Here is a 14,226-nt window from a genome sequence, read left to right as displayed (position 1 = left end):
AGGTCCTTTTTTATTTCAAGTCTTTTGTCGGTTGTCTGATATCTGATGTCTTGTTTCAAAATAAAATTCCTATTTTTGCAGAAAATTAGCCAGAGGAGACATTCTGAACTGATGCACAGATTGGAATGAATTCCATGAAACTTTAAGATTAAATGAGCGAAAATATAGAAGGACAAGCTAAGCCAAAATTTGCTTTTGCGGAGGGTGAAGTGTTATTAATCGATAAGCCATTAACGTGGACTAGTTTTGATGTCGTTGGTAAATTGCGCAACAGCATTAAACCGATGAAGGTTAAAGTTGGACACGCTGGTACCTTAGACCCTTTAGCAACCGGACTGCTGATCGTTTGTACTGGTAAGATGACCAAGCAAATCGATGGGTTCCAAGCTGAAGACAAAGAATATACTGGAAGCATAACCTTAGGAGCTACCACTCCTTCATATGACCTAGAAACTGAAATTGACCAAACTTTTGACTATTCTTTCTTGAAGGATGAAGATATCTTGAATACAGCAGCTTCTTTTGTTGGTGTCCAAGATCAGTTCCCTCCTGCCCACTCTGCTATTAAAATTGGGGGAGAGCGTGTGTATGAGAAAGCAAGACGTGGTGAAGAGGTCGAGTTAAAGGCAAGAAGGGTTGAAATCATGGAATTTGATGTTGAAAAGATCGAATTGCCAAAGGTTTACTTCCGGATTAAATGCAGTAAAGGAACTTATATCCGTTCCATCGCCCATGACTTCGGCAAAAAACTGAATTGTGGCGGACATCTATCTTCTTTGAGAAGGACAAAATCGGGCGACTTTGATGTCAAAGACGCCTGGGAATTAACTGAATTAATTAATCAAGTAAGGGAGTTAAAGAACCAAACGGTTTAATAGTTCTAAGCTTAGAAAATCATATAATGAAAATATACAGAAATCTGGATGAATTCAAAGCGTTGGATTATGCTATCGTCACGATAGGGACATTTGACGGCGTGCATGTTGGTCATCAGAAGATTCTAAATAAGTTGACCGAATTGGCAAAGGATAATACTGGCGAGACAGTTTTGTTAACCTTTTTTCCGCATCCAAGATTAATTATCAATCCAGATGACGATAGCTTAAGGCTGATCAATGATATTGAAGAAAAGGTGGAACGATTGGCACTGGCAGGTATCGACCACTTGATCATCACTCCTTTCACCAGAGACTTTTCCAATCAAAACCCAGAAGAATATATTTCAGATGTTCTGGTCAATAAAATTGGATGTAAGAAAATTGTAATCGGTTATGACCACCATTTTGGTAAGGACCGAAAAGGTACCATTAAGGATTTAATTCATTTTTCTGAGATCTTTGACTATACCGTAGATCAAATCCCTGAACAGGACATCGAAGATGTAGCGGTTTCTTCCACCAGAGTGCGAGAATCGTTGATCAAAGGTGATATTATAACGGCTAACAAATACTTAGGTTATCCCTTTGAATTGACGGGAACAGTGATTAAAGGAGATCAGATTGGACGTGAGATTGGTTTCCCGACCGCAAACTTACACGTGCATGAATCCCATAAATTAATTCCTGCTTATGGTATCTATGCCGTGGATGTGGAAATCTTCCCTAAAACCACTGAAGTAGTAACAGGCGATTATTTTGAACCGGTACCAGAACGTGTGGCAAAAGGGATGTGCTATATTGGAACCCGTCCTACCGTGGATGGGATGAACAGAAAAATTGAGGTCAACCTATTGGACTTCAACGATGATCTTTATACCAAAACCATCCGTGTAAAATTCCTTGAATTTATCCGCCATGATCAATGGTTCGAAAGCCTTGAGCTCATGCAGGAACAGATCAAAAAAGACGAAGCTGATATCAGGAAATATTTCGAAGGGAAGTAGTTTTTGAAGATGTGCAATCTGAGTATTGAGATTTCAGATAGAAAATTTATTAAATATCAAGATTATAAGAAAAGGACCAAATTGGTCCTTTTCTTATTTCTCATATCTCACATCTCCATCTAATAAAGCTAATAGAGATCAAACAGGTCATTCACACCTAAGATCTTTCTACTGGTAAATCCTTCGGCATATTTTACCTGGATGGATCTTCCGAACTCATGAGCCCTTGCTTTTGTGGAATCCATGAAGTCAGGGTTTGAGATATAGGTCTGCGGTTCGTCATCTTGGTTCTCGACATTGAATTGAGAGGTGTAAGCCAATATTGAACGCTCTTTGATATCCCAATACTTCGTAATGTCTATTAAGATGTCTGGTTGAATATATTTGTCTTGGATCAATTGAAGCTGTAGCCTAGGACGAAAGGGTTCTTGAGACTGACCTTCCAATTCAGTTTCTATCCTTCTCAGACCAGCAAGGAACAATGCGTCATTAACAAGCTTGCTAGCACGGCCATGGTCTGGATGACGGTCCTCCCAAGCATTGGTGATGACGATTTCAGGTTGAAACTTTCGAATTGCCTTAATCACTTCCTTCTGACCTTCTTCGTTGTTCTGGAAGAATCCATCCCGTAACCTAAGGTTCTCACGAACGGCTACACCAAGTATTTTTGCAGCGTCTTGAGCTTCCTGGGCACGGATTTCTGGAGTACCACGTGTACCCAATTCGCCTAAAGTAAGGTCTACGATCCCTACTGTTTTACCCTCAGCTACATATTTGGCAATAACACCACCGGCTCCCAATTCTGCATCATCAGGATGTACGGTCATGACAAGTAAATCTAATTTCATCAAATTGTGTATTAAGTACAATACACAAAACTACTAAAATTTAAAGCGATTACTTATCTCCTAGAAGCTCTTCAATGCGATTGTGGACTTTTTTTGACATTGGGCTTGTCAATGAGTAGAAATGATCGACTACTTCACCTTTTTTATTAATTAAATATTTATGGAAATTCCACTTCGGGATAGTGCCAATCTTTCCGTTTTCCTCAATGTTGGTTAGATACCTGTAAAGTGGGTCAGTAAACTCCCCTTTCACATGGATTCGCTTAAAAACAGGAAATGTAACTTGCCTATTGATCCGGCAGTAAGTCTCCAAGGTCCTTCCGGTCAAGGGTTCTTGGTTCCTGAAATCATTGGATGGAAAGGCCAACACCTCAAAACCCAACTCTTTATATTTCTTATACAGATTTTCAAGGGTCCTGAACTGTCTGCTGAAAAAGCAATTGCTTGCGGTATTGACAATGAGTAAAACTTTGCCTTCAAAATCTCGAAGTGATCTCTTCTGTCCACTAAACTCTAATGCATCATAATCATATACGGTCTTACTCATAATAATAGGTTTTTAACGTTTTACCATCGGCCGCGAACGTTCGTACTCGCGAATAATATTCTCTATCTCATAATCTTCCTGAGGATCATATGTACTCTTTAAATTATGGCCAAATATCTTGGCCACACCTTGATATACAAATGCGGAGATACCGCCTTTCATGTCTTTTACAAGGTCATAACTGGTGTTTCCAGTCTGTCTTTCTATCAATTTGATCAAGATCTTACCTTGAGAAACGCTGAGGTTCTTGACTTCCGAAGTGATCTTATCCTTGATTTCCCGCTCACACTCCTTGATCAATCTTTTCTCTTCACGCCTTGAATTGGCCAAGGCTAAGTCCCGGTCTAATTGCTCATATCTTTTTTGGGCATAGATAGCATAAGGAAGAACCCGAATCACATTCCTTCTTAACCTTAAATATTTCTGCCTGTCTTCTTCTGTTTTAAATGTTCGCCTAGCGTATATGACAACTTCCTCAATTGGGAACCAAGGAACAACTTCACCATTATCAAGGGTTGTAGTTGCATAATGTTCTACCACCTCAGGTTTACCCGGTCCATACTGAGGTTTTATCAATGTTTGAGCAAAGCCAATCCCTGGCAATACAAACAAGATCGCTGCGATAAAAACCCACTTTATGTTACTTCCACACATCATCAATATAATAAGCCCTATGCGATAAAATTCATTTTTTTTCTGTATATTTATACTTTACAATTTAGTATAAAATCTTTAATTATTTGTTCAATAAATATAGCAAATTATTTTATTTTTTTTGATAGCAATGCAATTTTATGGAAGAATATGTGATTGATATTGAGGCTGAAAATAAGGAAATCCGTAAAAGATACCGCGCACTTTTAAGGGCTTGTAAGCCCACTCTTCAAAAAGGAGATAAGCAACAGATCAGAAAGGCCTTCGATTTAGCACTGGAAAGCCATAAAGATATGCGCCGGAAATCTGGCGAACCTTATATTTACCATCCTATCGCTGTAGCACAGATCGCTGCAGAAGAAATCGGACTTGGAACTACTTCTATTGTTTGTGCATTGCTACATGATGTTGTTGAGGATACTAGTGTTACCCTTCAAGATATCGAAGAACAGTTCGGAAAAAAAGTGGTGCGTATTATCGACGGCCTGACCAAGATCTCTGGGATCTTTGACCCGAACAGTTCCATGCAAGCCGAGAACTTTAGAAAAATGCTTTTGACCCTAGCGGATGATGTTAGGGTAATCTTAATTAAACTGGCTGACCGTCTTCATAATATGAGGACCATGGAATTCATGGCCCGCCATAAGCAATTGAAGATCGCTTCGGAAACCAGCTACCTTTATGCTCCCCTAGCCCATCGACTGGGATTGTATGCCATAAAATCTGAGCTGGAAGACCTCTCGATGAAATATACGGATCCCGATACGTATAAGTTTATCGCCAAGAAACTGAATGAAAAGAAGGCTGAACGTGAAAAGTTTATCGCTGACTTCATTTCTCCTATTCAGGAGATTCTTGCTGAAGAAGGTATCAATGCTTCTGTTTTTGGAAGACCTAAGTCCATCCACTCCATCTGGAACAAGATGCGCAAGAAGTCCATTCCTTTTGAAGAGGTTTATGACCTATTCGCCATCAGGATCATCATTGATACGGATGATGAAAAGGAAAAAACAGAATGTTGGAAGGTATATTCAATCGTAACTGACCTTTATCGTCCGAATCCAGACCGCTTGCGCGACTGGGTGTCTTCTCCGAAGGCAAATGGCTATGAGTCTTTGCACACTACCGTTATGGGCCCGAGAGGTCAATGGGTAGAAGTGCAGATCAGGACAAGAAGGATGAATGAGATTGCCGAAAAAGGTTTTGCTGCCCATTGGAAATATAAAGAGTCGAACTCTGACAATGGATTGGATCAATGGATCCAAAAGGTACGTGATATCTTGAACAATCCGGAACCTAACGCCCTGGACTTTGTGGATGATTTTAAAATGAACTTGTTCTCGGACGAGATCTTTATCTTCACGCCTAAAGGTACCTTGGTGCAGCTTCCGAACGGTGCTACGGCCCTTGACTTTGCCTTTGAAATCCATACCGATATTGGGGCAACCTGTATTGGTGCCAAGGTAAACCATAAATTGGTGCCCCTGAGCCATGAACTTCTAAATGGCGATCAGGTAGAGATTATCACCTCCAGCAAACAGACTCCAAAAGAAGATTGGCTAAACTTTGTTGTAACGGCAAAGGCGAAGTCAAAAATCAAATCTTCCTTGAAGGAAGAGAAACGCCGTGTAGCTGAGGACGGTAAGGAGATCTTGGAAAGAAAACTGAAATCTCTAAAGATTACCTACAACACGGAAAACATCAATAAAATCGCTAATTTCTTTAAATTCCCTAGTTCGCAGGAGCTATTCTATAATGTAGCAAAGGGAGCTATCGATATTAAGAACCTTAGAAATTTTGTTGCCAATGAGCGTTCTGAAGACGCAAATCAGAATCAATTCCAATCCCATATCAATGGGTTGGTTGAGAAGATCAACAAAAAGGATGATACCATCCTGATCGGCGATGATTATCAGAAAGTCGATTATACATTGGCACCATGCTGTAACCCAATCCCTGGTGATGATATTTTTGGTTTCTTGACAGTCAATGATGGCATTAAGATCCACCGCACCAGCTGTCCGAATGCTTCGAAGTTGATGGCTAACTATGGCTATAGGATATTAAAAGCTAAATGGGCATCATTGCACAATAATGTTGCCTTCTTAACCGGGTTGAAGATCGTCGGTATTGATGATGTGGGCTTAGTAAATAAGATCACAACCGTGATTTCACAGGACTTCAAGGTGAACATCCGCTCTCTATCCATTTCCAGTAACGAGGGGATATTTGAAGGGGATATTATGGTCTTTGTAAACGACACCAATCAATTAGATAGTTTAATCAAGCATTTGAAACAGATTCCAGGCATTACTGGAGTAACACGATATGAGTCAGAAAACTAAAGACTTACAAGGTCTTGACATTTTCACATGGATATTACCATCCTATTTTGGTAAATTTGGAACTTATAAAGGAAATACCTTATGAAACAAGGGGAAAATTACGAAACCGTAAAGAAGATTTTTGAAGCCTATTTAGAAAACAAAAATCTCAGAAAAACACCTGAGCGTTATGCAATCTTAGAAGAAATCTACTCGAGATCAGACCATTTCGATGTAGAATCTCTATATATCCACATGAAAAACAAAAAATACCGTGTAAGTAGAGCGACGGTATATAATACCCTAGAATTACTGGTATCATGTGACTTGGTGACCAAACATCAGTTTGGCCGCAATATGGCTCAGTTTGAAAAATCGTATGGTTACAAACAACATGACCACGTTATCTGCATCGAATGCAATAAAGTAGTGGAGTTTTGTGACCCTAGGGTTTACCAGATCCAATCCATGATTGGCGACCTATTGAATTTTGATATCAAGCACCATTCCCTAAACCTATATGGAATCTGTGCTGACTGCAGAAAAAGTAAACTCAACCAAGAGGCACCCGTAAAAGAAGCAGTAATTTCAAATTAATTTAACATTCGAGGAATTAATATATACCTTTGTTCGGAAAAAGGCACATGAGCACCTTTTTCCGAATTTTTTTTTGATTCGTGAATAAACAAAATAAATTTTAACTAATAAATTTCAAGTAATACTATGCAAGTTGATGTGCTATTGGGATTGCAGTGGGGAGACGAGGGAAAAGGAAAAATCGTTGATGTTTTTTGTCCAAAATATGATTTGATCGCTCGCTTCCAAGGCGGACCAAACGCGGGACACACTTTAGAGTTTGACAACAAGAAATTTGTATTGAACACTATTCCTTCAGGAATCTTCAATGAAGGAACCCTAAACCTAATCGGTAACGGCGTTGTAATCGACCCTATCATCCTGAAAAGAGAATTGGACAACCTTAAAGCCGCTGGATTCGATCCAGTTGGTAAAGGAAACTTGGTAATTGCGCGTAAAGCACACTTAATTTTACCAACCCATCAACTATTGGATGCAGCATCTGAATCTAATATGGGCGCTGGTAAGATCGGTTCTACACTTAAAGGTATCGGTCCTACTTATATGGACAAAACTGGCCGTAATGGCTTAAGAGTCGGAGATACAACTCTTCCCGACTTTATGGAGCGTTACGAAAAACTTAAGCAAAAGCACCTTTCCATGTTAGCTCACTATGGTGAGATTCCTGATTTTTCTGAAAAGGAAAAAGCGTTCATGGATGCTATTGAATTCTTGAAATCTATCCCTCATGTAGATTCTGAACACCTTGTAAACCAATACCTAAAAGATGGTAAACGTGTGTTGGCAGAAGGTGCACAGGGAACTCTTCTGGATGTTGACTTCGGTTCTTATCCATTCGTAACTTCTTCAAATACCACTACTGCTGGTGCTTGTACAGGTTTAGGAATTGCTCCAAACAAAATCGGTGAAGTATTCGGAATCTTTAAAGCTTATGCAACTCGTGTAGGTGGCGGTCCATTCCCGACAGAACTTGAAAATGAAACTGGCGAGAAATTACGCCAATTAGGTCATGAGTTTGGCGCGACTACAGGTAGAGCTCGTCGTACCGGATGGATTGATCTTCCTGCATTGAAATATGCCATTATGATCAACGGTGTTACTGAATTGATCATGATGAAAGCGGATGTATTGGATACTTTTGACAAGATCTACGTTTGTACACACTATAAATACCAAGGTGAAACTATCGATTACATGCCATATGAAATCATAACTCACCAACCTGAGCCTATCCTGAAAGAAGTTGAAGGATGGAATACAGATTTAACTGGTATCCGTAGTAAAGATGAAATTCCAGCTGCATTGAACAATTACATTGCTTTCTTAGAACAAGAATTGAATGTGCCAATTAAGTATTTGTCAGTAGGTCCAGATCGTACGCAAACTATTGTTTTATAAGAAATATGGCAAAAGCCATTTTTGAAACGGACTCTTCTACATTTTTACTTCAGGCACTTAATTGGTCTAAAGGATTTGATACGGTATGTCTTTTTCAATCAAATGGTTTCCAAAATCAATATTCAAAGATTGGGAATCTATTAGCCATTGGTGCTAAGGAAGAATTCTCAGCCAATGTAGGATCAGTCTTTACTGATCTAGAAAACTTTAAATCCCGGTATCCAAACACTTTGATACCGGGATTTCTTAGTTATGATCTCAAAAACGAGGTCGAAGATCTTCAAACTAACCACCCTAACCCACTTGGTTTTCCAGATGCGTACTTCTTTATTCCTCAGATATTAATTGAATTGAACAAGGATTCAATCAGTATAACTGCGGAGGATCCTCAAAAAACATTTGAAGAGATCAGTATGTTCCCAAGCTTGGATCTGCATTATCAATTTAAGGGCAAAATACAGCCTAGAATGAATCAAGCGGCATATTTTGATGCTTTCAATAATATCCAAAGGCATATTTATCAGGGTGATATATATGAAGCCAACCTCTGTCAGGAGTTTTATGATGAGCAGGCAGAGATTGATAATCCTGAGGCCCTGTACCTACGTTTGAATAGCCTTTCCCCTACTCCATTCTCATCTTTCATCAAGGTCAGGGACAAGTACGTCATCAGCGCTTCTCCCGAACGCTTTCTTGCAAAAAGAGGAAAAACTTTGGTTTCCCAACCGATCAAAGGAACTGCAGCTCGAGGAAAGAATGCAAAAGAAGATGAAGAGTTGAGGAACAATCTTGCAAGAAATCCCAAAGAGATTGCAGAGAACGTCATGATTGTGGATCTCGTTCGAAATGACCTGACGAGAAGTGCCATTCCGGGAACAGTTGAGGTGACGGAGAAACTCGGAATCTATACCTTTGAGCATGTCCACCAAATGATTTCCACGGTATCTTGCGAAATGGATGAAAGCCTAACTGAAACTGAAGTTATCCGTAACACCTTTCCGGCAGGTTCAATGACTGGCGCACCAAAGATTTCAGCCATGAAATTATGTGATAAATACGAAACATCACGTCGCGGAGTGTATTCAGGTGCTATTGGATACTTTTCTGCTGACGGTGATTTTGACTTTAACGTGGTCATCCGTACCATTCTCTTCAATAAAACCCAACAATACCTATCCTTCCATACCGGCAGTGCCATCACTGTAGATGCCAATGCAGCACATGAATTCGCCGAATGTTATACCAAAGCAAGTGCGATTTTGAAAGCTTTAGAACAAAAGCTTTAAATAAATTCATCAGATACCCAATATATTGTAGTTATTTTTTCAATAAAATCTGCAAATCATTAACATTTTGTTATTTTTGTTTCGATTATGAAAATTAGTGGACAGATGTCTTACTAAACTATGTTTATATTGTAAAATTTTTAATGGGACGTCATATTTTAAAAAGAGAGCAAGCGATCACGTTTGTTAAGGAAACATTTGCATCTCGATTGAAGGAAGTATTAAACCTCACACCTGTTTCTTCACCAATAGTGGTTTTGGATGGGACAGGAATTAACGATGATTTAAATGGAATCGAGAGACCTGTGTCTTTTCCGATCAAATCATTATCAGACCAAAGAGCCGTTGTAGTGCACTCATTGGCAAAATGGAAAAGAATCAGATTGAAAGAATTGGAAATGGAACCTGGAGAAGGTATCCTAACTGATATGCGAGCATTACGCCCCGATGAAGATTACTCCCCGATCCATTCTATATATGTGGATCAATGGGATTGGGAAAAATGCATCCGCTATGATGACCGTAATCTTGATTTCCTGAAAGAAACTGTAGAAAAGATCTACGGTGTAATCTATTCTACCGAACAAGCAGTTGCCGAAAAATATCCACACGTTGAGACTATCCTTCCAAAAGAAATCAAGTTCATTTCTTCCGAAGAATTGTTATTAGCTTATCCGCACCTATCTCCTAAAGAGCGTGAAAACGCTATCTCAAAAGAATATGGGGCCGTATTCCTATATGGTATCGGAGGCGCTCTTTCCAACGGGCTTGCCCATGATGGCCGTGCAGCGGATTATGATGATTGGAGCACAGACAATAGCCTTGGATACAGAGGATTAAACGGTGATATCTTGGTATGGAACCCTATCCTTGGTTCTGCCTTTGAACTATCATCTATGGGAATCCGTGTCGATAAAAAAGCACTGATGACCCAATTGGAAATCAGAAACAGCCTAGACCGTCAAAAATTGACCTTCCACCAGATGTTATTGAACGATCTATTGCCAGAATCCATTGGTGGTGGTATCGGTCAATCCAGAATCTGTATGTTTATGTTGAAATTAAAACATATTGGAGAGGTTCAAGTAAGTATCTGGGATCCAAAGAAAAAAGAAGAACTCCTAGACCAAGGAGTTGAATTACTATAATCTTTAAAGATTAATCGAAAATAATACTAATAATTTTAGTAAATAAAATTATTAGTATTATTTTTGTTTAATGGAGTCTTCACACTTTGCTATAGTCGATATCGAAACCACTGGTGGTTATGCCTCTGCCAGTCAAATTACTGAAATAGCTATTTTCATATATGATGGCGATCGGGTAATAAACGAATATAGCACCTTAATCAATCCTGAACAACCTATTCCATTCCATATCCAAGCCCTTACGGGCATTACAGATGAAATGGTCAAGGACTCCCCTGTTTTTGCTGATGTGGCAGAAATGGTCTTTAATCTCTTGGAGAACAAGATTTTTGTTGCCCATAACGTACATTTCGATTATTCCTTCATCCAATCTTCACTGAAGAATTCAGGTTACGACTGGAAAACATCCAGGCTCTGTACTGTCAGGTTATCAAAAAAGATCTTTCCAAACCTTAATTCATATAGTCTTGGGCGTCTTTGCCAATCCTTAGGCATTGACATACAGGATAGGCACCGTGCGAAGGGAGATGCCGAAGCTACGGTTACCCTATTCCAGCAACTTCAGGAAGCCGATAGCCATCAAATTATTGAAAATTCCATCAAACATAAGGCTAAGGAGCAGCGAATCCCGACCCATATTTCTTCAGAGCAGGTCAATAACCTTCCCATGAGTACCGGAGTATATATCTTTAAGAATTCCAGTTCCAAGATCATCTATGTCGGTAAAGCAAACAATATTAAGAAAAGGGTGATTTCCCATTTTACGGGAAATAATACAGGACAAAGGAGACAAAGCTTTATCAATGAAATCTGCTATATTGAATTCCAGGAAACTGGAACTGAATTAATGGCATTTCTATTGGAGTGCCACCTGATCAAGAAGAACTGGCCGATCTACAACCGAGCTCTAAAGAAGTTTGAACCCAAATACGGTCTATTGGACTATGAAGATCAAAATGGATATATCAGGCTTTCCATTTGCCAGGTTCGCAAAAATGTAAAACCCATCTACTATTTCAATAGCGTTCATGAATCAACACAGCTTTTACTCAAATTGGTCCAGGAATTCGAACTTGATCTTCGTTTATGCTCATTTTTTTCCAATCCAAATGTACCGAAGGAATCTAAGGATGTCCCCTCGAACAAAACATTACCCGAATTGGAGGAGTACAATCTCAAGGTAACCCAAGCTATTGAGTCCTTGACCGACCAAAAACGTAGTTTTGTGATATTGGACAAAGGAAGGAACATGAACGAGAAAAGCTATGTATATTATAAGGACAATAAGGTATATGCTATTGGATTCGTTGAGAATGATGATGAAAACATGGATATAGACAACATTGTCAGTCAAGATGATTTGGTGATCAATAACTTTTACATGAACCACTTGGCAGAAAGCTATGCAACATTATATCCCAACAAAGTCCTGCAATTAAAAGGTGTTCCTTCTCTAGAATAGAGTCAATTGATATCCCTCTTCCACAGCTTCTAAATCATGAAAATTCGAAATCGTAACTCCCAGTAATCTGACCCGACTTTCTTGCAGATCCAGTTTATTCAAAAGGTCCAGGGCTTGATTCTCGATATCCACGAGCTGTTCCATGGGCGTGAAAAAGGTCCGGCTTCTTGTAATCTGCGTAAAATCTCCGAACTTCACCTTTAAGGTAATGGTCTTACCAAACTTCTCTGCTTTTTTGAGGCGCTTGAATAATTTGCTTGAAATCCTTTTTATCTCTTCCACCATATCCTCCCGTTCCCTTAGGTCCGTCTCAAAAGTATCTTCCACCCCGATGGACTTACTGATCCTATTGGGTTTAACAGGGCGGTTATCCTCCCCACGGACAATTTGATAGAAGAACTTTCCCGACTTTCCGAAATGCTGGATCATCTCTATTTCCGAAAACCTCTTCAGGTCATGTCCATTGAATATCCCCATTTGGTTCATCTTTTTGGCCGTTACTTTTCCGACTCCAAAGAACTTCTCGATAGGCAATTTTTCCAGAAATGAAACGATCTTCGAAGGCCCAATAAAAGTCAAGCCATCAGGTTTCTGGAAATCGGAGGCGATTTTAGCCACAAACTTATTGACCGAAACCCCAGCAGAGGCGGTTAAACCCAGTTCTTCAGAAATGGCATCTTTAATTTGCTTCGCTATTTCAATTGCTGAACCTATCCCCTGCTTATCTTCTGTTACATCCAAATAGGCCTCATCTAAGGACAAAGGCTCGATCAAGTCCGTATATCGGCTGAATATGGAACGTATATGATTAGAAACCTCCTTATAGACATCAAATCTCGGATAGGTTAAAAGTAAATGTGGGCACAGTTGCAAAGCCATACGGGAAGACATTGCTGATTTCACACCAAATTTCCGGGCTTCATAGCTTGCAGTGGCCACAACTCCCCTGCCATCTGGCGAACCGCCGACAGCAAGGGGCTTTCCTCTAAATTCAGGGAAATCGCGCTGTTCCACAGAAGCATAAAACGCATCCATGTCGATATGAATGATCTTTCGCATTATCCAAAAGTAAAAAAATGGTATTAATACTACATATCCAAAGCCCAAATTTGACTTTAAGCCATGAAATTATAGTATCTTTGCGCTAAGTCCAATATATTATTAAAAAATGAGTAAAGTAAAAGTTGGTATGGTTCAAATGTCTTGTGTAAAAGACAAACAAACGAACCTAAACAAAGCTATTGAGAAAGTTCGTGAAGCTGCTGCCAAAGGTGCACAAATTGTATGTTTACAAGAGTTATTTACTTCTTTGTATTTCTGCGATGTGGAAGATTACGATAATTTTGATTTAGCAGAAGCAATCCCTGGACCTTCTACAGATGCCCTTTCTGCAGTGGCTAAAGAGTTAGGAGTAGTAATTATTGCTTCTCTATTCGAAAAAAGAGCGCAAGGATTATATCATAATACCACAGCTATCTTAGATGCAGACGGTTCTTACCTGGGTAAATACCGCAAGATGCATATCCCTGATGATCCCGCATTCTACGAAAAATTCTATTTCACCCCAGGTGATCTAGGTTATAAAGTATTCAATACAAAATTTGGTAAGATTGGTGTATTGATCTGTTGGGATCAATGGTACCCTGAAGCTTCTAGGATCACTGCCCTTATGGGTGCTGAAATCATGTTCTACCCTACTGCTATCGGATGGGCGACTGATCAAGACGAGGAAACCAATCAAGACCAATACAATGCTTGGCAAACTATCCAACGCTCCCATGCAGTTGCAAATGGAGTACCGGTAGTATCGGTAAACCGCGTTGGCTTTGAACAAGATGGTGCCATGAAATTCTGGGGCGGTAGTTTTGCTGCCAATGCACAGGGTAAATTATTGTACTTAGCCTCCCATGATAAAGAAGAAGTGGAAGTAGTGGAAATCGATTTAAATCAATCCGATTATTTCCGCAAACACTGGCCTTTCCTACGTGATAGACGTATTGAAACCTATAGCCCAATTACCAAAAGGTTTATTGACGAAGATTAATAAGCTTTAATTTAAAATATAATAAGAACTATGTTT

The 14,226-nt window shown here is 39.5% G+C and carries 13 protein-coding genes; 9 read left to right on the top strand and 4 right to left on the bottom strand.

Features of this window, described 5'->3' with window-relative positions:
* Positions 1–152: 152 nt before the first annotated feature.
* Both truB and NLF99_RS05800 read left to right on the top strand, forming a co-directional pair.
* Entirely contained in the window at positions 153–875 is a 723-nt protein-coding gene (truB, locus tag NLF99_RS05805) for a tRNA pseudouridine(55) synthase TruB (RefSeq protein WP_254527111.1), read from the top strand.
* A gap of 26 nt (positions 876–901) precedes the next feature.
* Positions 902–1,882: a bifunctional riboflavin kinase/FAD synthetase gene (locus tag NLF99_RS05800; protein WP_185214434.1), complete on the top strand. Its 981-nt coding sequence runs from the start codon at positions 902–904 to the stop codon at positions 1,880–1,882.
* A gap of 128 nt (positions 1,883–2,010) precedes the next feature.
* Here the strand turns inward: NLF99_RS05800 and bshB1 are convergent, their stop codons facing one another.
* From bshB1 to NLF99_RS05785, 3 genes are read right to left on the bottom strand one after another with little or no spacing between them, the layout of a single operon-like run.
* On the bottom strand, positions 2,011–2,730 hold the full coding sequence (gene bshB1, locus NLF99_RS05795) for a bacillithiol biosynthesis deacetylase BshB1 (protein WP_254527109.1): 720 nt from the start codon (positions 2,728–2,730) through the stop codon (positions 2,011–2,013).
* Between the two features lie 49 nt (positions 2,731–2,779).
* Entirely contained in the window at positions 2,780–3,277 is a 498-nt protein-coding gene (locus NLF99_RS05790) for a glutathione peroxidase (protein WP_185214432.1), read from the bottom strand.
* A 12-nt stretch (positions 3,278–3,289) separates the two neighbouring features.
* Complete coding sequence (locus NLF99_RS05785) at positions 3,290–3,934, bottom strand: DUF4294 domain-containing protein (protein ID WP_237219462.1); 645 nt, start codon at positions 3,932–3,934, stop codon at positions 3,290–3,292.
* 137 nt (positions 3,935–4,071) lie between these two features.
* Between NLF99_RS05785 and NLF99_RS05780 the strand changes: the two genes are divergently transcribed.
* The 6 genes from NLF99_RS05780 (at position 4,072) to NLF99_RS05755 (ending at position 12,146) form a co-directional block, all read left to right on the top strand.
* Positions 4,072–6,276 carry a bifunctional (p)ppGpp synthetase/guanosine-3',5'-bis(diphosphate) 3'-pyrophosphohydrolase gene (locus NLF99_RS05780; protein ID WP_185214431.1) on the top strand — a complete coding sequence of 735 codons (2,205 nt, stop codon included), beginning with the start codon at positions 4,072–4,074 and terminating at the stop codon, positions 6,274–6,276.
* 81 nt (positions 6,277–6,357) lie between these two features.
* Positions 6,358–6,852, top strand: coding sequence for a Fur family transcriptional regulator (locus NLF99_RS05775; protein WP_093096388.1), 495 nt, complete (start codon positions 6,358–6,360; stop codon positions 6,850–6,852).
* Positions 6,853–6,978: 126 nt separating this feature from the next.
* Complete coding sequence (locus NLF99_RS05770; protein WP_185214429.1) at positions 6,979–8,250, top strand: adenylosuccinate synthase; 1,272 nt, start codon at positions 6,979–6,981, stop codon at positions 8,248–8,250.
* Positions 8,251–8,255: 5 nt separating this feature from the next.
* The gene (locus tag NLF99_RS05765) at positions 8,256–9,536 is read left to right on the top strand and encodes an anthranilate synthase component I family protein (RefSeq protein WP_254527106.1); all 1,281 of its coding nucleotides are present in this window, start codon (positions 8,256–8,258) and stop codon (positions 9,534–9,536) included.
* A 143-nt stretch (positions 9,537–9,679) separates the two neighbouring features.
* Entirely contained in the window at positions 9,680–10,684 is a 1,005-nt protein-coding gene (gene asnA / locus NLF99_RS05760) for an aspartate--ammonia ligase (protein WP_185214427.1), read from the top strand.
* 70 nt (positions 10,685–10,754) lie between these two features.
* On the top strand, positions 10,755–12,146 hold the full coding sequence (locus tag NLF99_RS05755; protein ID WP_254527105.1) for an exonuclease domain-containing protein: 1,392 nt from the start codon (positions 10,755–10,757) through the stop codon (positions 12,144–12,146).
* On the opposite strand, the gene dinB is transcribed toward NLF99_RS05755, so the two are convergent.
* On the bottom strand, positions 12,138–13,205 hold the full coding sequence (gene dinB / locus NLF99_RS05750) for a DNA polymerase IV (protein WP_254527104.1): 1,068 nt from the start codon (positions 13,203–13,205) through the stop codon (positions 12,138–12,140). The genes NLF99_RS05755 and dinB overlap by 9 nt on opposite strands.
* Positions 13,206–13,314: 109 nt before the next feature.
* Here dinB and NLF99_RS05745 point away from each other — a divergent pair, with 109 nt between their 5' ends.
* Complete coding sequence (locus tag NLF99_RS05745; protein ID WP_185216259.1) at positions 13,315–14,190, top strand: carbon-nitrogen hydrolase; 876 nt, start codon at positions 13,315–13,317, stop codon at positions 14,188–14,190.
* The last annotated feature ends 36 nt before the right edge of the window (positions 14,191–14,226 follow it).

The organism is Sphingobacterium sp. LZ11T8, assembly GCF_024261425.1.
In the GTDB taxonomy this organism is placed as follows: domain Bacteria; phylum Bacteroidota; class Bacteroidia; order Sphingobacteriales; family Sphingobacteriaceae; genus Sphingobacterium.
This window is presented reverse-complemented; position numbering and strand designations above follow the sequence as displayed.